At 71.6% G+C, this 18,825-nt stretch carries 18 protein-coding genes, 1 tRNA gene and 1 pseudogene; 10 read left to right on the forward strand and 10 right to left on the reverse strand.

Features of this window, described 5'->3' with window-relative positions:
* Both H283_RS28060 and H283_RS0105620 read left to right on the forward strand, forming a co-directional pair.
* Positions 1 to 218: pseudogene (locus H283_RS28060) on the forward strand (hypothetical protein); the annotation flags it as partial.
* Between the two features lie 779 nt (positions 219 to 997).
* Complete coding sequence (locus H283_RS0105620; RefSeq protein WP_020142537.1) at positions 998 to 1,972, forward strand: zinc metalloprotease; 975 nt, start codon at positions 998 to 1,000, stop codon at positions 1,970 to 1,972.
* A 108-nt stretch (positions 1,973 to 2,080) separates the two neighbouring features.
* Here H283_RS0105620 and H283_RS0105625 read toward each other — a convergent pair whose 3' ends face one another.
* Positions 2,081 to 2,887, reverse strand: a complete 807-nt coding sequence (locus H283_RS0105625) for a maleylpyruvate isomerase family mycothiol-dependent enzyme (RefSeq protein ID WP_020142538.1) — start codon at positions 2,885 to 2,887, stop codon at positions 2,081 to 2,083.
* Between the two features lie 339 nt (positions 2,888 to 3,226).
* Between H283_RS0105625 and H283_RS26520 the strand changes: the two genes are divergently transcribed.
* The 5 genes from H283_RS26520 (at position 3,227) to H283_RS0105650 (ending at position 8,160) form a co-directional block, all read left to right on the forward strand.
* Positions 3,227 to 4,588, forward strand: a complete 1,362-nt coding sequence (locus H283_RS26520; RefSeq protein WP_020142539.1) for a M23 family metallopeptidase — start codon at positions 3,227 to 3,229, stop codon at positions 4,586 to 4,588.
* A 223-nt stretch (positions 4,589 to 4,811) separates the two neighbouring features.
* Positions 4,812 to 5,540, forward strand: a complete 729-nt coding sequence (locus H283_RS0105635; protein ID WP_028785350.1) for an amino acid ABC transporter ATP-binding protein — start codon at positions 4,812 to 4,814, stop codon at positions 5,538 to 5,540.
* A gap of 102 nt (positions 5,541 to 5,642) precedes the next feature.
* Positions 5,643 to 6,476, forward strand: coding sequence for a glutamate ABC transporter substrate-binding protein (locus H283_RS0105640; protein ID WP_028785351.1), 834 nt, complete (start codon positions 5,643 to 5,645; stop codon positions 6,474 to 6,476).
* A gap of 80 nt (positions 6,477 to 6,556) precedes the next feature.
* Positions 6,557 to 7,234, forward strand: coding sequence for an amino acid ABC transporter permease (locus H283_RS0105645; protein WP_020142542.1), 678 nt, complete (start codon positions 6,557 to 6,559; stop codon positions 7,232 to 7,234).
* Positions 7,231 to 8,160: an amino acid ABC transporter permease gene (locus H283_RS0105650; protein WP_020142543.1), complete on the forward strand. Its 930-nt coding sequence runs from the start codon at positions 7,231 to 7,233 to the stop codon at positions 8,158 to 8,160. Before H283_RS0105645 ends, H283_RS0105650 begins: the two co-directional genes overlap by 4 nt.
* 155 nt (positions 8,161 to 8,315) lie before the next feature.
* Here the strand turns inward: H283_RS0105650 and H283_RS0105655 are convergent.
* The 4 genes from H283_RS0105655 to H283_RS0105670 all read right to left on the reverse strand — a co-directional run bounded on the left by H283_RS0105655 (position 8,316) and on the right by H283_RS0105670 (position 12,228).
* Positions 8,316 to 8,388: transfer RNA gene (locus H283_RS0105655), tRNA-Asn, on the reverse strand.
* Positions 8,389 to 8,494: 106 nt separating this feature from the next.
* Complete coding sequence (locus tag H283_RS0105660) at positions 8,495 to 9,013, reverse strand: hypothetical protein (protein ID WP_020142544.1); 519 nt, start codon at positions 9,011 to 9,013, stop codon at positions 8,495 to 8,497.
* Positions 9,013 to 10,947, reverse strand: a complete 1,935-nt coding sequence (gene dnaG, locus H283_RS0105665) for a DNA primase (protein ID WP_020142545.1) — start codon at positions 10,945 to 10,947, stop codon at positions 9,013 to 9,015. Before dnaG ends, H283_RS0105660 begins: the two co-directional genes overlap by 1 nt.
* A 51-nt stretch (positions 10,948 to 10,998) precedes the next feature.
* Positions 10,999 to 12,228, reverse strand: a complete 1,230-nt coding sequence (locus H283_RS0105670) for a deoxyguanosinetriphosphate triphosphohydrolase (protein ID WP_020142546.1) — start codon at positions 12,226 to 12,228, stop codon at positions 10,999 to 11,001.
* A gap of 102 nt (positions 12,229 to 12,330) precedes the next feature.
* On the opposite strand from H283_RS0105670, the gene H283_RS28585 reads away from it, so the two are divergent.
* On the forward strand, positions 12,331 to 12,462 hold the full coding sequence (locus tag H283_RS28585) for a hypothetical protein (RefSeq protein WP_020142547.1): 132 nt from the start codon (positions 12,331 to 12,333) through the stop codon (positions 12,460 to 12,462).
* A gap of 44 nt (positions 12,463 to 12,506) precedes the next feature.
* Here the strand turns inward: H283_RS28585 and H283_RS0105680 are convergent, their stop codons facing one another.
* Positions 12,507 to 13,145: a YdeI family protein gene (locus H283_RS0105680; protein WP_020142548.1), complete on the reverse strand. Its 639-nt coding sequence runs from the start codon at positions 13,143 to 13,145 to the stop codon at positions 12,507 to 12,509.
* 45 nt (positions 13,146 to 13,190) lie between these two features.
* Between H283_RS0105680 and H283_RS0105685 the strand changes: the two genes are divergently transcribed.
* Positions 13,191 to 13,892 (forward strand): hypothetical protein, encoded by a 702-nt coding sequence (locus H283_RS0105685; protein WP_020142549.1) that lies wholly within the window; start codon positions 13,191 to 13,193, stop codon positions 13,890 to 13,892.
* Between the two features lie 3 nt (positions 13,893 to 13,895).
* Here H283_RS0105685 and dusB read toward each other — a convergent pair whose 3' ends face one another.
* Positions 13,896 to 15,128 (reverse strand): tRNA dihydrouridine synthase DusB, encoded by a 1,233-nt coding sequence (gene dusB / locus H283_RS0105690; RefSeq protein ID WP_043648630.1) that lies wholly within the window; start codon positions 15,126 to 15,128, stop codon positions 13,896 to 13,898.
* Between the two features lie 30 nt (positions 15,129 to 15,158).
* A complete protein-coding gene (locus H283_RS0105695; RefSeq protein ID WP_020142551.1) occupies positions 15,159 to 15,887 on the reverse strand; it encodes an alpha/beta fold hydrolase in 729 nt (242 codons plus the stop codon).
* A 25-nt stretch (positions 15,888 to 15,912) separates the two neighbouring features.
* On the opposite strand from H283_RS0105695, the gene H283_RS0105700 reads away from it, so the two are divergent.
* Complete coding sequence (locus H283_RS0105700; RefSeq protein ID WP_020142552.1) at positions 15,913 to 16,752, forward strand: sulfurtransferase; 840 nt, start codon at positions 15,913 to 15,915, stop codon at positions 16,750 to 16,752.
* 91 nt (positions 16,753 to 16,843) lie between these two features.
* Here the strand turns inward: H283_RS0105700 and H283_RS0105705 are convergent, their stop codons facing one another.
* Positions 16,844 to 17,407, reverse strand: a complete 564-nt coding sequence (locus H283_RS0105705; protein WP_020142553.1) for a HEAT repeat domain-containing protein — start codon at positions 17,405 to 17,407, stop codon at positions 16,844 to 16,846.
* Positions 17,408 to 17,527: 120 nt separating this feature from the next.
* Positions 17,528 to 18,730 carry a S1 family peptidase gene (locus H283_RS0105710; protein WP_020142554.1) on the reverse strand — a complete coding sequence of 401 codons (1,203 nt, stop codon included), beginning with the start codon at positions 18,728 to 18,730 and terminating at the stop codon, positions 17,528 to 17,530.
* Positions 18,731 to 18,825: the final 95 nt, after the last annotated feature.

Raw genomic sequence — 18,825 nt, forward strand, 5'->3', positions numbered from 1 at the left:
GGAAGGTGTCGACCGTCGGCGTCGTGTGCGTCTCCTGGCAGCAGGTGTCCGTTGGACGACACCGGGCCGGGGAACGCTGCGACGTGCACGTCGGACCGGAGATCCTGCAGTTCTGGATCGGCAACGAACTGCTCCGCACCGTGCGACGCGAGAGCACCGGATCCGTCCGCAACAAGCGACCCCTGGGAGGTGCCCTGACCAAGACCAGAGCAGAATGAACACCAACAACGAGTGTCAAGGATCAACCGACACACAACCGTCAACCATCAACCGAACCCGTACAGCCCCACCGGACAGCCCCACCGGACAGCCCCACCGGACACCGGTGGCAACGGGCGCGGAAACGGTGGGGGCTGGCCGGCGGGGTGCGACCACCGCCGGCCAGTCCTGCACCGAGTGGTCCGCTCGCGGACCGGTCGGCACCCGGACGGTGTTGAGGGGAGAGCACGGGCCCCGGGGGTGGGAGTCGGGCCCGGTGCTCGTCGACCACGAGGGCCGCGCCGTCCGCCGGGCCGCGCCGACCCTTCTCCCGAGAGGGGGCCTGCGGGCCCTGCCCCCAGTGTCCACCCGCCCACGCATGTCTCGTGAGGAAACCGCACAGATCGGGGCAGTCAGGACACCGGCCGTCCGGGCCACGACGTCGCCGGACAGCGGTCGGGGCGGGTCCCGCCGACTCCCCCGGCAGAACCCGCCCCGTCCTCACCCCCCAGCCGGCTCCCCCGCCGGTCCTACCCCGACCCGTCCCCCCACGGTCCTGGTCGGGCTTCTTCCCCCACAGCGACCACTGTGCCGTGCGGACTGCAAGATCGAAACCCCCCAAATGCCGTGGTTTCCGCAAGATTGCCGCAAGCCGGACGACGGGATCCGTCGCGTCACGCTGCACAGGCCCGTCGTTAGGCCCGTCCGTCTTCGTGACCTCCCAAGGCCCCGTGACGGCCCCGGCGCGCAGTAGGTTCCGGCTACTGCACGCTCGGGACCACCACATGGGAGATCACGTATGCCACGCAAGCCCGCCCTGCGCTGGATGGCCGTCACCGCGGCCGCGTTCAGCGTCGTCGCCGCCGGGTCCTCCAGCGCGACGGTCAGCGCCGCCACGACCGGTGCCGCCGCCCACGCCCCCACGGAGGCCTCGCCGGGCGCGGCTGCGTGCGAGGCGGCGCCCGACGTCGCGCGCGTCCGCGCCGGCAGCACCGCCAAGGAGCCGGAGCTCTACTCCACGAACGAGGCGAACGCATACGGCGTCGTCAAGGACGCGCCACGGATGGCCAACGGCAGCGTCCACATCCCCACGGTCTTCCACGTCGTCTCCGACCACGCGCTCTCGGTCGCCGAGAAGGCACGGTGGCAGCGGCTCATCACCGCGCAGATGACGGTGCTCAACGACTCCTACAGCGGCAGGACGGCGCCGGGCGCCGCCGACTCCCCGTTCCGGTTCTCACTGGCGAAGATCGACTACACCGTCAACGCCCAGTGGTACACCGTCACGCCGGGCAAGACCGAGCGCGACATGAAGAAGGCCCTCTACACGGGCAACTCCGAGACGCTCAACGTCTACTCCGCCGACATCGGCGGGGGCCTGCTCGGCTGGGCCTACTTCCCCAAGGGCTACAACAACGGCCGCGACTACATCGACGGCGTCGTCATGCTCGACGAGTCGATGCCCGGCGGGACGGCCGGCAAGTACGCCGAGGGCGACACCCTGACCCACGAGGTCGGCCACTGGCTCATGCTCGAGCACACCTTCAAGGGCGCCTGCTCGGCCAGCGGCGACTTCGTGGCCGACACCCCGCGCGAGGCGATCGCTCAGTTCGACTGCCCCACGGGCGCCGACACGTGCAGCGCACCCGGGCTCGACCCGATCCACAACTTCATGGACTACACCCAGGACTCCTGCATGAACATGTTCACGAAGGGCCAGGTCGAGCGGATGAACGACGCCTGGGTCGCCTTCCGCAAGGTCCCGACGACCTGACCGTCGCTGCCCCGCTCGGCAGATGGCGTATGCCGTGTGCTTCGGACGTCGGAGCCCGCCGGCCTCGTGGCCGGCGGGCTCCAGTGCGCTCGGGTGCGTTCCGTGCGGTCAGAAGCCCGGGAAGATCGCCCGCAGCGCCGGCAGGTGCTCGGCGCCCGTGACGTCGTCGGGGGTGTGCTCGGCGTCGAGTCGGCCGTAGACGAGGCGAACGAGCGACTCCGCGGGCAGCACCACGTCGGTGGCGTCGTCCGAGGACTCTCCTCCGGACGTCGTCGTGGCGTCCTCGTCGACGGGCTCGAGCCGGATCGTGTCCGCGTCGACGTCGAGCCGGAAGCGCCGCTCGGTCCCGTGCGTCCCGACGACGACCGAGGTGGGGGCGACGTCCGCAGACGGTCGGGCGGCGAAGGCGACCGTGCCCGGGAGCCGGTCGACGAGCAGGTCCACGGCCTCCGGCCCCACGGTCGCGGCGGGGTCGAGGACGACCTCGACGTCCCACGTGTGCACGGCGTGCTCGGCCAGCCGGGCGGCGGCGACGCCCGAGAGGTCGGCCGGTCCGCCGAAGAGCTCGACCTCGAAGGGCCAACCGGACGACGCGACCTCCTCGAGCCGGGCGACGAAGCGGTCGTTGGCCACGACGCTCTCGCTGACCTGGTCGGCCGGTGCCATGGCGTCCCACCGCGCCCACACGGCCTTGAAGGCGTCGCCGTCCGGGGCGCTGCCGTCGGCGAGACCCGCGTCGAGGAAGAGACCGAAGATCTCGGCCTGGCTCCCCAGGTGGGACGCGACCTGGGCGATGCTCCAGTCGTCGGGGTAGGCCCTGCTCTCGTACTGCTGCGGCTGGACGCGGTCGAGGACGCCGCGGAGGCGCTCGTGGGACGTACGGACGGCATCGATCCAGGCTGCCTGCGGGGTCATGGCTGGCTCCATCTGCTCTACGGGATAGGTTCTCAAGCGCCAACCGCCCGACGGCGTCCCCGATTCCCGACCGGCCGAGAGACGGACATTGTCCCCATCAGTCACATACGTCACCGATTCCCGAGGCATTTTCGCGGGAACCGCCCCCTGCGCAACGGCTCGACCTATGGTGGTCGAGACCGGCCGGTCAGGACGTGGGGGCGTTCGTGGGGGCCTTCCGGTTGCGGCGGCGCGACCGCCGGGAGAGTGTCGAAGGTGACAGTGGGTGTGCCTCGAGGGGGTGGCTTGACGGTGACAGACGCCAATGAGCGCAGTGGTCCGTTCGTCCTGAACATCAGGATGAGCGGTCGACTCGTGCCCTTCGCGACGATGCTGCTGCTGTTCGCCCTGCTGCCGTTTCTCGGGGGCAGCACCCCCGCGCCCCCGACCGCCTCGGTCGTGCTCGCGGCCGGCTCGCCGGCCGCCGTCCAGGACGCCGCCGCCGTTGTCAGCCAGGCCCGCAAGGAGCTGACCGGATCGGTCACCGGCTCGCCGACGGTCGCCCTGGCCCCGGTCGACTCCGCCTTCAGCGCCGCCATCGGAGGCGGCCTCTTCATGTTCCCGGCCATCAGCCTGGCACCCGCCACGGCCCAGGCCATCGCGGCCCCGATCATCGGCCGCCCGCTGTTCATCCACCCGGTCCCGGGCGGCGAGACCTCGCCCTTCGGACCGCGCATCCACCCGCTCCTCGGTCGCCCGATGTTCCACACGGGCATCGACCTCGCCGCCGCCTGCGGCACCCCGATCCACGCGGCCGCCGACGGCACCGTCATCTACGCCCGGGTCTCCGCGTCGTGGGGTGGACGCACGATCATCCAGCACACCCCGACGCTGAAGACGGCCTACGGCCACCAGTCGAAGTTCCTCGTCACCGAGGGCCAGCACGTCACGCAGGGCCAGGTCATCGGGCTGAGCGGCACCACGGGATGGTCGACCGGCTGCCACCTGCACTTCGACGTCATCGTCAACGACCGCTACGTCGACCCTGCGCCGTACCTCGGCTTCGCGCCGTCGGCCACCGCCTCCGTGCCCTATGCCGTCGTCCCGCACCTCGTGCTCGACCCGGGCGGCCGCGTCATCCGGACCGTCGCCGACGGCGACGTGCCGATCCCCCAGGCGACCCAGGCACCGACCGACACGCCGAGCACGGGTGGTCGTCCGCCGACCACGACCCCGACGACGTCGCAGCCCGGGACCACGACAGGCACGCCGACGACGCGCCCCTCGACGACGACGAGCGCCCCGAGCCCGACGACCACGTCCAAGCCCACGCCCACCAAGCCGTCGCCCACCACGACGACGAGCTCGCCGTCCACGACGGTCCCGCCGACGACCCCGGCTCCGACCGCCCCGTCGACCACGACGACCGCCCCGTCGACCACGACGACCGCCCCGTCGACCACGACGACGGTGGACCCGCCCCCCGTGACCACGAGCGACCCGCCGCCCCCGCCGCCTTCGACATCGGTCGCGCCGAGCGCTCCTGCGGCCGCGCCGGTCGCGGCGGACCCCGCACCGTCACCGACGGCCACGGCGACGGCGACGGCGACCCAGGTGCTCACGGCGGCCACGGAGGTCGCGACCGCGATCGCGACGGCTGCCGACACGTCGACGAACCAGCCGACCGCCTCCTCGACGACGGCGGCCGAGGGCACGCCCTGAGTCCTCCCGCCGTCGGGGCCGTGCCCGTACGTGACGACTGACCGGCCCCGTCTGCGACGGAGGACCGGGTGCGCGTCCGTCGTCGGGACTCCTCACGATTCGAGCACGCTCGGCGCGGAGGGTGCTCGCCGGTGCCCGGAGCCGATAGGTTTCCGGGATGGACGACGTGAACCCCGACACCGCGGCGCCGAGCGATCGCACCCCGGACACGCCTCGTGACCCCATGGTCGTCATCGACGGCGTCAACAAGCACTTCGGTGACCTGCACGTGCTGCGCGACATCAACCTCACGGTCGGCAAGGGCGAGGTGGTCGTCGTCCTCGGACCGTCCGGCTCGGGCAAGTCGACGCTGTGCCGCGCCATCAACCGCCTCGAGACCATCGAGTCGGGCACCATCTCGATCGACGGCAAGACCCTGCCCGAGGAGGGCAAGCCGCTCGCGCAGCTGCGTGCCGACGTCGGCATGGTCTTCCAGTCCTTCAACCTCTTCGCGCACAAGACGATCCGCGACAACGTGACGCTCGGACCGGTCAAGGTCCGCAAGAAGTCCAAGTCCGAGGCGGACCAGCAGGCGACCGACCTGCTCAAGCGCGTCGGTGTCGAGGCCCAGGCCGACAAGTACCCCGCGCAGCTCTCCGGTGGACAGCAGCAGCGTGTCGCCATCGCGCGCTCGCTCGCCATGGGACCCAAGGTCATGCTCTTCGACGAGCCCACCTCGGCCCTCGACCCGGAGATGGTCAACGAGGTCCTCGACGTCATGGTCGGCCTCGCCAAGGAGGGCATGACGATGATCGTCGTCACCCACGAGATGGGCTTCGCCCGCAAGGCGGCCGATCGCGTCGTCTTCATGGCCGACGGCCAGATCGTCGAGATCGGCACGCCCCAGGAGTTCTTCACCGCCCCGAAGAGCGACCGGGCCAAGGACTTCCTCGGCAAGATCCTCACCCACTGACCCACCCACCGAACCCACCGAACCCACCACCCACGGGACCTAGCGACAGGGAGCGGCACGCAGCACCGCGTGCCGCGAGCAACCACTCAGGGAGGAACCCAGATGAAGGCACGACGAATCGGAGCCGTGGCCGCGGCTGCGGCACTGGCTCTCACGCTCGCCGCGTGCGGATCCGGTCAGCCCGCCGCCACCGGCGGCGGCGGCGACAGCGGACTCAAGATCGGCATCAAGTTCGACCAGCCAGGCATGGGCCTGAAGAAGGGCAGCGAGTACAGCGGCTTCGACGTCGAGGTCGCCAAGTACGTCGCCAAGGAGCTCGGCACGAGCGAGGACAAGATCACCTGGGTGCAGGCACCGAGCGCCCAGCGCGAGACGCTCATCCAGACCGGTCAGGTCGACTTCGTCGTCGCGACCTACTCGATCACCGACGCCCGCAAGGAGAAGGTCTCCTTCGCCGGTCCGTACTTCATCGCCGGCCAGGACCTCCTCATCCGTGCCGACGACTCGTCGATCACCGGCCCGGACAGCCTCACCGGCAAGAAGCTCTGCTCGGTCACCGGGTCCACCTCGGCCCAGAAGGTCAAGGACAAGTACCCCGGCGTGCAGCTGCAGGAGTTCGGCACGTACTCCGAGTGCCTCCCTGCCCTCCAGACCGGCGGCGTCGACGCCCTGACGACGGACGACACGATCCTCGCCGGCTACGCCGCGCAGGAGCAGTACAAGGGCAAGTTCAAGGTCGTCGGCAAGCCGTTCTCCGAGGAGAACTACGGCATCGGCGTCAAGAAGGGCGACACCGCGATGTGCACGAAGATCACGGACGCCATCAAGAAGATGATCAGCGACGGCTCGTGGCAGAAGTCGCTCGACGCCAACCTCGGACCGGCAGGCTACAAGCCCGGCGCGGGCAACCCGCCCACCCCGGCCGCCTGCTCCTGACTCCTTCCTCGTGCGAGCCGCGGCGCCACGCCGGCGCCGCGGCTCGTGCGGGCCAGATCCCTTGTGCGTGAAGGAGGGACATGCTCGACATTCTCGAGAAATACAACATCCTCGAAGCCTTCTGGATGACCATCAGGCTGACGTTCTTCTCGGCGATCGGCGCGCTCGTCATCGGCACGGTCCTCGCGATCATGCGGGTGTCCCCGGTCGCGGTGCTCCGCCGACTCGGTGCCTTCTACGTCAACACCGTGCGCAACACCCCCCTGACGCTGATCATGTTCTTCTCCCTCGCCGGAGTCGGGATCGTCCTCGAGGTGAGCCTCGTCGACCAGAGCTCCTCCACGTCGCTGCGCGACAACGCGATCCGCTGGGCCATCGTGGCCCTCGCCGTCTACCACGCGGCCTTCGTCTGCGAGGCCATCCGCAGCGGGTTCAACACCGTGCCGCTCGGCCAGGCCGAGGCAGCGCGCTCCATCGGGCTGACCTTCGGCCAGAGCCTGCGTGAGGTGATCCTCCCGCAGGCGTTCCGCGGCGCCATCGCCCCACTCGGCTCGGTGCTCATCGCCCTGACCAAGAACACCACGGTCGCCTCCGTCATCGGCGTCGCCGAGGCGTCGGCCCTCATGAAGGTCATCATCGAGAACGAGACGGCCAGCGTGGCCGTCTTCCTCGTCTTCGCGCTCGGCTTCGTCATCCTCACGCTGCCCGTCGGTGTCTTCTTCACGTCCCTCTCACGTCGACTGGCGGTGAAGCGATGAGTGCCGAGAACGTCCTCTTCGACGCCCCCGGCCCCCGCGCCCGGCGCCGCCACGCGATCCTCACGGCCTTCGGAGTCGTCCTGCTCCTCGCGACCCTCGCGCTCGTGCTGTGGAAGCTCAACGCCCAGGGTCAGCTGACCGCAGCGCTGTGGTCGCCGCTCGTCGACCCCGAGGTGTGGACCTCGTACGTCGTGCCCGGCCTGATCAACACCCTCAAGGCGGCCGCGGTCTCGATCGTCGCCGCGATGGTGTTCGGCGTCCTCTTCGGCATGGGACGCCTGTCCCAGAACGCCGCGATCCGCTGGTTCAGCGGCATCATCGTCGAGTTCTTCCGGGCCGTCCCGGTGCTGCTGATGATGTACTTCCTCTTCCAGCTCTTCGCCTTCAACAACATCTTCGTCGCGAGCCTGAACTCCTTCATGGCGGTCGTCATCGCCCTGACGCTCTACAACGGTTCCGTCATCGCCGAGCTCGTCCGCTCGGGCGTGTACTCGCTGCCGAAGGGTCAGTCCGAGGCCGGCCTCTCGATCGGTCTCACCGCGCCGCAGACGATGCGGTCGATCCAGCTGCCCCAGGCGCTGACGGCCATGCTGCCTGCTCTCGTCAGCCAGGTCGTCGTCATCCTCAAGGACAGCGCGCTCGGCGCTGCGATCACCTATCCCGAGCTGCTCCAGAGCATGCGGGACATGGGCACGGCCTACGCCACGGTCATCCCCGCCTACGTCCTCGCCGCGGCCATCTTCATCGCGCTCAACTTCGGTCTCACCACCTTGGCGGGCCGGGTCGAGAGCCGGCTCAACCGTCGCGGCCGTGGCCCCCGCAGGGGTGCCCTGGCCACCGGGGTCACCGGGGCCGGCACCGTGGACACCCCCACCGACGGCATCGCCGGCGCGGGCGTCCACACCGGTGACGCGACGAACCGCTGACGAGCCGACCAGCACCACCGTGGAGCGCCGCCGGACACCCGCCAGGGGTCCGGCAGCGCTCCACGTCTGCGGCACTGGCAGCGGGCCACCAGCGGGCCGCACGGCAGACGAAGAAGGGCCCCGACACCATCGTGTCGGGGCCCTTCTGCTCGGTGCTCCCCCGATTGGACTCGAACCAATAACCTGCCGGTTAACAGCCGGCTGCTCTGCCAATTGAGCTACAGGGGAATGCTGCTGCGCAACCATAGCAAAGCATCCGGGCGGGCGAGAAATCGGGTTCGGCGCGTCGCCGTCGGTGTCGCGAAGGGCCTCGGACCGCGCCGGGGCGACCCCCTCAGAGGCCCACTTCGGACCGCAGTCGGGCCATGCGCTGAGCCGCCTCCCGGGCCACCTGCGGGTCGTCGAGGTCGGCCCCCTTGCCGGGGATCGTCTGCTCGAGCAGGGCACCGCTGGCGAGGTCCTGACGGATCACGACGCGCACCGTGCGCCGCCCGGCCGTGCGGAACTCGTCGGCGAGCACGACGCTCGCCTGGAGCCGCTCACGCAGGGCCTGCTGGAGCAGCGAGGGCTCGGTCAGGTGCCAGCGCGCCGGGACGCCCCGGTCGACCCACGTGACCGTGAGCCGGGAGGACTCGCCCTGCCACGTGCCGGACTCCGCCTCGTGCCAGGGTCGCCGCCAGAGGAGCCGGCCCTCGGCGTCGACGAGTGCCAGGTGGTAGGTCGTCGCGACGACGTGCGCGTCCGTCGTCTCGTCCCGGGCCCAGGCGAGCACCTGCTCGCCCGGGTCGAGCGGGACGACCGCGCGGACGTCGGGGGGCAGCGCCGGTCGACGCCGCCGCTCGAAGAGTGCCATCAGCCCATTCCCGCCTTGATCGCCGCGAGCTCGCGCTGGAGCGTCTGCAGCTGGATGCCCAGCTCACGCGTGCGCTCGGGCGACGGTGTCTCGGCGTGGTCGAGCCGGCGCATCTCGCTCATCGAGTCGGCGATCTGTCGGGTCAGGGCGATGGTGCGCACCCGGTCGAAGAGCTCGTCGACGTAGCGCGAGGTGGGCAGCCCGGTCGAGGCGTCCATCCGGGTCGGCAGGGTGTCGACGGCGAGCTCGCTGACGAGTCCGGCGACGGGCGACGGTGCGGCCTCGGTGACGGCCGAGGTCCAGGCGCGGGCGTTGCCCTTGTCGCCGCTGTGGTGGGCGATGCGGATGCCGTCGAAGACCGCTCGGTGCGCCGGCGCCGAGAAGGCCTCGGGGGTCAGCAGGTCGATGGCCCCCGGCTTGAAGACCGTCGGGAACTGGAGCAGGACCTGGAGCAGCTGTCGCTCGGCGTGGACGACGGGGTCGCGACGGTCGGGCACCGGCATGCCTCCACCGTCGGCCACGTGCGGTTCGGCGTCGTCCCGGCCGTCACCACGGTCGCCACGATCGCTCCGTTCCGTCCGGGCGTCCTCGTCGACCTTGATCTTGCCGGCCCGGGAGACCTCGGTCGCGACCTGCTCGACGTCGAGCCCGAGCATGCCGGACACCTCGCGGGTGTACTCCGGCCGGAGCGACTGGTCACGGATCGAGGCGATGATGGGCGCGACGGCGCGCACGGCCTGGATGCGCCCCTCGGCCGTCGCGACGTCGAAGCGCTTGATCGTCGTGCGCACCGCGAACTCGAACATCGGGACGGCGTCCTCGATGAGCGCCTGGACGGCCGGATCGCCCCCGGCCTGACGCAGCTCGCACGGATCCTTGCCCGACTTCTCGACGGCCACGAACGACTGCGAGGTCCACTTCTCGTCGTCGGCGAAGGCACGCATGGCCGCCTTCTGGCCGGCGGCGTCACCGTCGAAGGTGAAGATCACCCGGGCCGGGGCGAGACCGGCCTCGTCACGCATGAGGCGACGCAGGGTCTTGATGTGGTCCGCGCCGAAGGCCGTGCCACACGTGGCGACGGCGGTCTCGACGCCGGCGAGGTGGCAGGCCATGACGTCGGTGTAGCCCTCGACGACGACGGCCCGACGGCCCTGCGAGATCTTCTTCTTGGCGAGGTCGAGGCCGTAGAGCACGGTCGACTTCTTGTAGATCGGCGTCTCGGACGTGTTGAGGTACTTCGCCTCGATGCGGTCGTCGTCGAAGATCCGGCGCGCACCGAAGCCGACGGTGTCGCCGGTGATGTCGCGGATCGGCCAGACGAGACGCCCGCGGAAGCGGTCGTAGAGCCCGCGCGATCCGCGCCCGGCGATGCCGCCGGTGACGAGCTCGTCGTCGGTGAAGCCCTTGGCGCGCAGGTGACGCACGAGGTCCTCGCCCCCGCGCGGCGCGAAGCCGACGCCGAACTGCTTGACGTGCTCGCTGTTGAAGTCTCGGGCACGGAGGAAGTCACGGGCCTGACGCGCGCCCTGGCTGCCGAGGAGCAGCTCGGTGTAGTACTCCTCGGCGACGCGGTGGGCCTCGACGAGCCGGCTGCGGCGGCCGAGCCCCTCCTCGCGCGGGCGGTCGCCGTTCTCGTAGCGCAGCTCCATGCCGAGCTTCTGCGCGAGCCGCTCGACGGCCTCGGAGAAGCTGAGGTGGTCGACCTTCTGGATGAAGGAGATGACGTCGCCGCCCTCGCCGCAGCCGAAGCAGTGCCACGCACCGACGGCCGGGCGGATGTTGAACGACGGCGACTTCTCGTCGTGGAAGGGACACAGGCCCTTGAGCGATCCCGGACCGGCGGAGCGGAGCGTCACGTGCTCGCGCACGACGTCCTCGATGGACGACCGCGCCTTGACCGCCGCGATGTCCTCGCTGTTGATCAGCCCCGCCATCTGCCTCCTGTCGCCATCCGTGATTCTAGGTGCTCGCCCGGGTGCGTCCCGTCACCGGCACCACCGGCTGTGGAGGGAGAGAGCCCGGACGTCGGTCAGCGAGGCCACCTGGTCGATGACGACGCGCAGCCGCTCCCCGTCGTCGGCGGCCGCCTCGTGGTCGAGCCGGAAGGCCACGTCGAGGCGCTCCTCGGGCGCGGCGGCATACGCCTCGACGACGGCGCGCACGACGTCGCGCTGCCCCGACATGATCGCGAGGCGCTCGTCGGTCGTCATGACGAAGTGGTTCGCGATCGCCTTGAGCACGGAGCACTCGGCGCGCGTGTCGTCGGGCACGACGAGGTCGGCCTCGAAGCGGCACAGCTCTCCCGGGCCGTGCCGCTCGCGCGTGGCCTGCTCGACGACGAGCACGAAGTGCCCGATGAGCCTGCTCGTCATGTCCTTGAGCCGCGCGAGGTCGCCCCGCGAGCCGTCGTATGCCGTCGGCACCGCCCCCGAGGCGAGGATGCGTTCGAGCGCGGCCCCGAGCGCGTCGGCGCCGAGGTCGGGCGCGTAGGTGCGGCCCGCGACGTCGATGACGTCGGCCATGTCTCGGGAGTGCAGCAGCCTGGGGTCGATCCAGCCCGAGGCGATGGCGTCCTCGACGTCGTGGACGGAGTAGGCGACGTCGTCGGACCAGTCCATGACCTCGGCCTCGAGGCACCGGCGCTGCTCCTGCGCGCCGTCGCGGATCCAGTCGAAGACGGGCAGGTCGGACGGGTAGACGCCGAACTTGTGGGTCTCGTAGGGGCCCCGACCGCGGGCCCACGGGTACTTCGTCGTCGCGTCCAGGCTCGCGCGCGTCAGGTTGAGCCCGGCGGACGTGCCGTCGGGGTGCGCCCGCTTGGCCTCGAGCCTCGTCAGCAGTCGCAGCGTCTGCGCGTTGCCCTCGAAACCGCCGATCCCCGACGCGATGTCGTCGAGGACCGTCTCTCCGTTGTGCCCGAAGGGCGGGTGGCCGAGGTCGTGGGCCAGGCACGCGGTGTCGACGACATCGGCGTTGCAGCCGAGCGCGGCACCGAACTCGCGGCCGATCTGCGCGACCTCGAGCGAGTGGGTCAGCCGGTTGCGGACGAAGTCGTCGTGGCCGGGGGCGAGCACCTGGGTCTTGGCGGCGAGCCGCCGCAGCGACGACGAGTGCACGACCCGCGCCCGGTCGCGGGCGAAGTCGTCACGGTCGGCGCGCTTCTGGGCAGGGTCCTCCGCGACCCAGCGCTCCCGGTCCCGACCCTCGTAGCCCACACGGGAACTCTATGCGGCGCGGCACGGCCGACCACGGCGCCGCTCCCGGGGCGCATACTTCAGGGATGGAGCCGCTCAGGCTTCCGAACTCAGGAGCGCGCCATGGGCGACAAGTCACCGAAGTCCCACATGTCCACGAAGGCCAGATCGCTCAAGGAGAAGCGTGCCGACAAGCACGCGAAGTCCGCCGCCAAGGACCACACCGAGATCATCCCGCCCAAGGCCAAGCGCTGATCCTGGCCTGACGCGGCAGGGACCTGGTCCCACACCGCCGCGGCTCAGCCGAGCTCGGCCTGCATGCGTCGCACCCAGGCCGGCTCGGTGCCGTAGCGCTGCGTCTTGATGAGGCGCAGCGCAGAGCAGTCCTGCACGAGCTCGGCCATGCGCTTGTCGCGCGTCGCCTCCTGCTTGGCCGTGAGCACCCAGTTCGTGGCGAGCTTGCGGTAGGACGGCGTCGCGCCGTCCCAGAAGGCCGAGGCGCGCGGGTCGGCGCGCAGCATCGCCTCGTAGTCGTCGGACCAGGTGAGCTCGCGGTTCTCGTAGGCGTAGACGCCGGAGCGGTCCTCGCGCCGTTTGGCGAACGCCGCGAGGCCGGCCGGACGCATGCGCCCGGCGGCTGTGAGCTCCGCGACGGCGTTGATGTTGATGGCGCTCCAGTTGCTGCCCGGCTTGCGCGGGGTCCAGCGCTGGCGCACCGCGTCCTCGTCGATGCGCTGGGCCATCGAGTCGATCCAGCCGAAGCAGAGGGCCTCGCGCACGGCGTCGGCCCACTGCAGCCCGCGGGGCTCGACGTGCTTCTTGTTGAGGCCCATCCACAGCTCGGTGGCGCTCTCGTGGTGGGCCTCGAGCCAGGCCCGGAAGTCCTCTGCGTCGTTGAAGAAGATCGCGGGCCGCTCGCCCGATCCGCCCTGTCGCATGACCCGATCCTGCCACCGGCCACCGACGCTGGGAGGATCGGTGCCGTGACCGACCGCATCCTGCTCGCCGCCCGCAACAACGCCCTCTGGTGCGACGCCGTGGCCCGCTCGCACGGTGTCGCGTGCACCCTCGACGACGAGGCGTGGACCGCGTCCACGCGCACGCCGCCCTACTACCCCGACGCCGTGACGCTGTCGCCGGACGCCGGCGAGTACGACGTCCTCGCGCGCGTCGACGACTCGGACGGCTGCTCGGTCAAGGACTCGTGGTCGCGTCTGGACCTGTCGATGGAGGACTTCGCCCGGCTCGTCGTCGGCGAGTGGGTCTGGCTCGACCCCTCCCGACCGGCGCGCGCTCCCGACGGCCGCTGGCAGCGCGTGACGACGCCCGACGCGATGGCTGCCTGGGTGCGCGCGTGGGCGAGCGACCCCGACGCCGAGGCCATCCTGCGGCCGTCCCTGCTCGACGAGCCGGGCGTCTCGTTCCTCGCGCAGCGCGCGTCCGACGACCCGCACTCCCCCGTCGTCGCGGGGGCTATCGTCAACGTGACGGGTGACGTCGCCGGCCTCGGCAACGTCTTCACGCTCGACGGCGACGTGGAGCGGGCGTGGGGCGCGGCCGCTGCCGCCGCGCGAGACGTCGCGGGCGGCATACCCCTCGTCGGCTGGGAGGCCGGCGCGAGCGTCGCCGCAGCGGTCTCGGCCGGCTGCGAGCTGATCGGCCCGCTCAGCGTCTGGCTGAAGTGAGGCTCAGCCGCCGCTGACGGACAGCTCGGCCTCGGCGATGGTGCGCCGGTGCTCCTCGGAGAGCTCGCGCGACTCGAGCCAGCGGTCGGGCAGTGCCACGGTGCGCGACGACCCGGCTCGCCCGCGCTGGCCCTCTGCGGCCTCACCGGGCCACGGCACGTCGGGGTCGAGGGTCGCGAGCAGGCGGTCGAGTGCCGCCATCGAGTCGACGAGCGCGAGCGAGTTGCGGATCGTCGAGCCGGCCGGGAATCCCTTGAGGTACCACGCGATGTGCTTGCGGATGTCGCGGCAGGCGCGCTCCTCCTCGCCGTAGAAGTCGCAGAGGTATGCCGTGTGCGTCCGGAGCGTCTCGGCGACCTCCCCGAGCGTCGGGGTCACGCGCGCCGAGGTGCCGGCGAAGGCGGCCGCGAGGTCGGTGAAGAGCCACGGCCGACCGAGGCAGCCGCGACCGACGACGACGCCGTCGCAGCCGGTCTCGCGGACCATGCGCAGGGCGTCCTCGGCCGACCAGATGTCGCCGTTGCCGAGGACGGGGATGCTCGTCACGGTCTCCTTGAGCATCCGGATGGCGCTCCAGTCGGCAGTGCCCGAGTAGGCCTGCGCGGCGGTGCGGCCGTGCAGGGCGACGGCCGCGACGCCCTCGGCCTCGGCGGTCAGGCCCGCGTCGAGGAAGGTGAGGTGGACGTCGTCGATGCCCTTGCGCATCTTGACCGTGACCGGGATGTCGCGCTTGGCGCCTTCCTCGACGACGGCCCCGACGATGGCCTTGAAGAGGTCCTTCTTCCACGGCAGGGCAGAACCGCCGCCCTTGCGGGTGACCTTCGGGACGGGGCAGCCGAAGTTGAGGTCGATGTGGTCGGCCCGGTCCTCGCTGACGAGCATCCGGGCGGCGGCCCGCGCGGTGGCGGGGTCGACGCTGTAGAGCTGGATGGAGCGGGGGTTCTCGTCGGGGTCGTGCTCGATGAGGCGCATCGACTCGGGGGTGCGCTCGACGAGGGCGCGAGAGGTGATCATCTCGCTGACGTAGAGGCTCGTCGCACCGCTGGCGCCGCCGATCGCGCGCCCCTCGTTGCCGTACTCGCGGCACAGTCGGCGGAAGGCACGGTTCGTGATGCCGGCCATCGGCGCGAGCACGACGGGTGACTCGATGACGTGGCGGCCGATGCGCAGCGGGGGCAGCACGGCGCCGTCCGCGTGTGCGGGGGCGGCCTCACCGGCCTGCGTCACAGGGGTCATCACGTCGGTCACGGGCTCGATTGTCCCCGATCAGGCGCGCTCGGCCGAATCGGTGACCCTGCGCGTGAAGCGCAGCAGGGCGTCGGCGAAGGCCTCGGGCTGGTCCAGGCCGGACAGGTGCCCGGCCCGGCGCACGATCTCCTCGCGTGCGCTCGGGCACGCGCGCAGGTAGGCCCGCGCGCCGATCCGCAGCTGGTCGAACTGGCCGTTGAGGAGCAGCACCGGGCACCGCACGTGCTCGAGCATCGACGGCCGGCAGTGCGCCATGACCTCCCGCCACGCGGCGGCCGTCGGCGCGAAGAAGTAGCCGCCGGCGATGACCGGGTCGATGCGCTCGGGTGGGTAGAGGAGGTGCAGGACGCGGTCGTTGACGCGCGTCATCCGCTCGGCGCCGAGTCGGTCCGTCAGCGCCGCGACGCCGCGGTACACGGCGGCTCCGGGACCGGTCGGGACCGCGCTGGCCCCGGCGAGGACGAGTCCGTCGAGCGTGTCGGGGTGGGCGGCGGCATACGCCATCGCGGCGTAGCCGCCGAGCGAGTGGCCGACGAGCACGACCGGGCCACCGGCTGGGACGGTACTCACTGCACCGCCGATGACGTCCACGCACCGCGCGAGCGTGAAGTCCTCGTCGGCGCGGGCGCCGTGCCCGGGCAGGTCGACGAGGGTCAGGTCGACGTGGTCGCGCAGGAGCGGCACCTGGGGCGCCCACTGGCTGCTCGACAGGCGCGACCCGTGCACGAGGACCAGGTGAGCACGCACACGGTGAGGATGCCACGATGGCCCGGTGACCCACCTCATCACCGCCACCGAGCTCGCCCGAGAGATCGAGGACGTCGTCGTCCTCGACGTGCGCTGGGCGCTGACGACGGCGAACACGTCTGCGGGCCGCGCGGACTACGACGCCGGCCACGTGCCCGGCGCCTACTTCGTCGACCTCGACACCGAGCTCGCCGCTCCCCCCGGGGACGGCGGGCGCCACCCGCTCCCCGACCCCGCCGTCGTCGAGGCACTGCTCCGTCGCGCCGGCATCACCGCGCACACCCGTGTCGTGACGTACGACGGCAAGGAGTCGTATGCCGCCGCGCGCGCCTGGTGGGTGCTGCGCTGGGTGGGCATCCCTGACGTCCGCGTGCTCGACGGGGGGTATGCCGCGTGGCTGGCGGCCGGGCTTCCCGTCTCGACCGAGCAACCCGCCGACCGGCACGGCGACGTCGTCGTGCAGCCGGGTCACCTGCCGACGCTCGACGCCGCCGGTGCCGCCGCCCTGGCCCGCGACGGGCTGCTCCTCGACGCCCGGGCGGCCGAGCGCTTCGCCGGCGAGACCGAGCCGATCGACCCCGTGGCCGGGCACGTCCCGGGAGCGCGCAACAGCCCCACGGCGGCGTGGATCACCGCCGACGGCACGTTCCGCCGGGATCTCGCGGAGCACTGGGCCGGCGTCACGGACGGCGTCGACCTCGGCGACCGGGCGGTCGGGGTCTACTGCGGGTCGGGTGTGACCGCGGCCCACGAGATGCTCGCGCTGGCCGAGCTCGGCGTCGACACGGTGCTCTACCCCGGCTCGTGGAGCGAGTGGATCCGCGATCCCGCGCGGCCGGTCGCGACCGGCCACTCCCCCGGCTGAGCCCCCCGACGACCTCGCAACACACCGAGCAGGTCACAACTCACCGCGATCGGATCCCGGCGGGTTGTGACCTGCTCGGTGTGTTGCCGGGTCAGAGGTCGCGGTCGAGACGTCGCTCGAGCGTGCTGAGCGCCCGGGCGGCCGCGACGCGCACGGACTCGTCCGGGTCGTCCAGGGCCTCGTGCAGCGCGTCGGCGTGCTCTCCCTCCCCGGTGACCGCGAGGACACGCGCGGCGGCGACCCGGACCCTGGGCACGGCATCGGTCGTGACGAGGTCGGCGCAGGTCTCTGCCGCCGGACCTAACTCCCAGCGGGCCGCGACCTTCGCGCACATCTCGCGGACACGCCACGCTGGATCGCCCAGTGCCGCAACGACATCCGCACCGCACCGCTCGCTCCAGACGTACAGCAGGGTGCGCGCTGCCCACACGCGTGACCAGTAGCGGGTGTCGTCGTCGAGGTGGTCGGGCGACCCCCAGCCCGACACCACCTGACCCCCGACCCAGCCGATGTCGGGCAGGGCCGAGTCGCCCCAGGTGGCGCGGCCCGACAGCAGATCGGCGCACCAGTCCGTCAGCACGTCGTCGCCGAGCGCATCCGCAGCCGCGCGCGCCCGGTCGCCGGGCGTGGCGCGCAGCACCTCGGGCTCGACCATGCCGGCAGTATGCCGCCGATCCCGGACGCCCGGCGCCCGGGACGCCGCCGGCCCGCACCACCTCGTCGTGGTGCGGGCCGGCGGTCGCGTCCCCCGGAGTCCGGGTGGTGGAGGCGGACCTCAGGAGGTCTTGAGCGTCAGGCCGTAGGCCGACACGATCTCGTCGACGGGCTGGAAGTAGGCGATGTTGGGCTGGCCGACCTTCTGGCCGCAGACGCTGTTGGCGCCGTAGCCGGCACCACCGCTCGTCACGCCCTGTGCCGACGTGCTCGCCATCCACGAGCCGCCCGAGTCGCCACCCTCGGTGCAGGTGTTGCTCTTCGTCAGGCCGCTCACGGTGCTCGTCGAGCCGTCGGCGTTGCTGTAGTTGACGGTGACGTTCTTGGCCTGCACCGAGCCGCAGGTCCAGCCGGTCGTGCGGCCCGACTTGCAGATCGCGGTCCCGACCGGGGCGTTCGAGTAGCCCGAGACCCGGCGGGCGTTGACGCCGTCGTAGAGGTCGACGGCACCGACCCCGGTCCAGCTCGACGTCAGGGTCGAGTAGGCGTAGTCGTTGCCCGGGAAGGAGTACGCCTGCGTCGACCCCAGCGTCGTGCCTCCCTTGCTGAAGGTCTGGTAACCCTCACCACAGTGGCCGGCGGTGACGAACACCGGAGCACCGCCGCGGGTGGCGTTGAAGCCGAGCGAGCAGACGTAGCCGCTGAACTCGATCTGCTGGCCGCCGTAGACGTTGGCCTGCGTCGTCGTCCGTGCGTCGGTGCCTGCGACGGTCACCCCGTCGAGACCAACGACCTCGCTGCGGACCTCCGAGACCCGCGCGCTGGGGACGGTCAGGACGACGCCGTTGGTGACGGGGTCGGTGTAGGAGGACACGACGGCCGACCCGGCACGTGCGCGTGCCGCGCGCTCGGTCGCGGACAGCTCGCTCGTCGAGCGGTCGACGACCTTGGCGACGGCACCGGCAGACAGCACCCTGGCGACGGACGCGGTGTCGACGACGTTGACGACGAGCGCGCCGGAGGTGGCGTCGATGTAGGACCCTGCGGCCCGGGCGCCGAGCGCGCGCTCGAGCGAGGCCGCCGTGCGGGTCTGTCCGTCCTGGGCCGCGACGCGCTGGCGAGCCGTGGCGAGGCTGATGGCACGGTCCTTCGCGAGCCAGCGCGCCGACATCTCGGCGACGGACTGGCCTGAGTCGGTGGACGCCGCTGGCGTCGGCGCGGGGGTCGGGTCGGACGCGAGGGTCGATGCCTGGGCCGGCATCACGGTGATCGCGGTGGCGATCGCGGCCGTGGCGGCCAGGGTGGTGAGACTGGTGCGGATCATGGGCGCGCTTCTCCTGTGTCGGGCTCGTCGGCCGCGGTTCCGGCCGACGACGTCGAACCTAGGAAGGGCCGCCCAAGACCGGTCCATGGACCGAC

The organism is Terracoccus sp. 273MFTsu3.1 (assembly GCF_000383675.1).
Lineage (GTDB): Bacteria > Actinomycetota > Actinomycetes > Actinomycetales > Dermatophilaceae > Terrabacter.

What these genes read in the sequence shown, in the direction of transcription:
- H283_RS0105620 (WP_020142537.1), top strand. Translation starts at nt 998, where the DNA reads ATGCCACGCAAGCCCGCCCTGCGCTGGATGGCCGTCACCGCGGCCGCG.
- H283_RS0105625 (WP_020142538.1), bottom strand. Translation starts at nt 2,887, where the DNA reads ATGACCCCGCAGGCAGCCTGGATCGATGCCGTCCGTACGTCCCACGAG.
- H283_RS26520 (WP_020142539.1), top strand. Translation starts at nt 3,227, where the DNA reads ATGAGCGGTCGACTCGTGCCCTTCGCGACGATGCTGCTGCTGTTCGCC.
- H283_RS0105635 (WP_028785350.1), top strand. Translation starts at nt 4,812, where the DNA reads ATGGTCGTCATCGACGGCGTCAACAAGCACTTCGGTGACCTGCACGTG.
- H283_RS0105640 (WP_028785351.1), top strand. Translation starts at nt 5,643, where the DNA reads ATGAAGGCACGACGAATCGGAGCCGTGGCCGCGGCTGCGGCACTGGCT.
- H283_RS0105645 (WP_020142542.1), top strand. Translation starts at nt 6,557, where the DNA reads ATGCTCGACATTCTCGAGAAATACAACATCCTCGAAGCCTTCTGGATG.
- H283_RS0105650 (WP_020142543.1), top strand. Translation starts at nt 7,231, where the DNA reads ATGAGTGCCGAGAACGTCCTCTTCGACGCCCCCGGCCCCCGCGCCCGG.
- H283_RS0105660 (WP_020142544.1), bottom strand. Translation starts at nt 9,013, where the DNA reads ATGGCACTCTTCGAGCGGCGGCGTCGACCGGCGCTGCCCCCCGACGTC.
- dnaG (WP_020142545.1), bottom strand. Translation starts at nt 10,947, where the DNA reads ATGGCGGGGCTGATCAACAGCGAGGACATCGCGGCGGTCAAGGCGCGG.
- H283_RS28585 (WP_020142547.1), top strand. Translation starts at nt 12,331, where the DNA reads ATGGGCGACAAGTCACCGAAGTCCCACATGTCCACGAAGGCCAGATCG.
- H283_RS0105680 (WP_020142548.1), bottom strand. Translation starts at nt 13,145, where the DNA reads ATGCGACAGGGCGGATCGGGCGAGCGGCCCGCGATCTTCTTCAACGAC.
- dusB (WP_043648630.1), bottom strand. Translation starts at nt 15,128, where the DNA reads ATGACCCCTGTGACGCAGGCCGGTGAGGCCGCCCCCGCACACGCGGAC.
- H283_RS0105705 (WP_020142553.1), bottom strand. Translation starts at nt 17,407, where the DNA reads ATGGTCGAGCCCGAGGTGCTGCGCGCCACGCCCGGCGACCGGGCGCGC.
- H283_RS0105710 (WP_020142554.1), bottom strand. Translation starts at nt 18,730, where the DNA reads ATGATCCGCACCAGTCTCACCACCCTGGCCGCCACGGCCGCGATCGCC.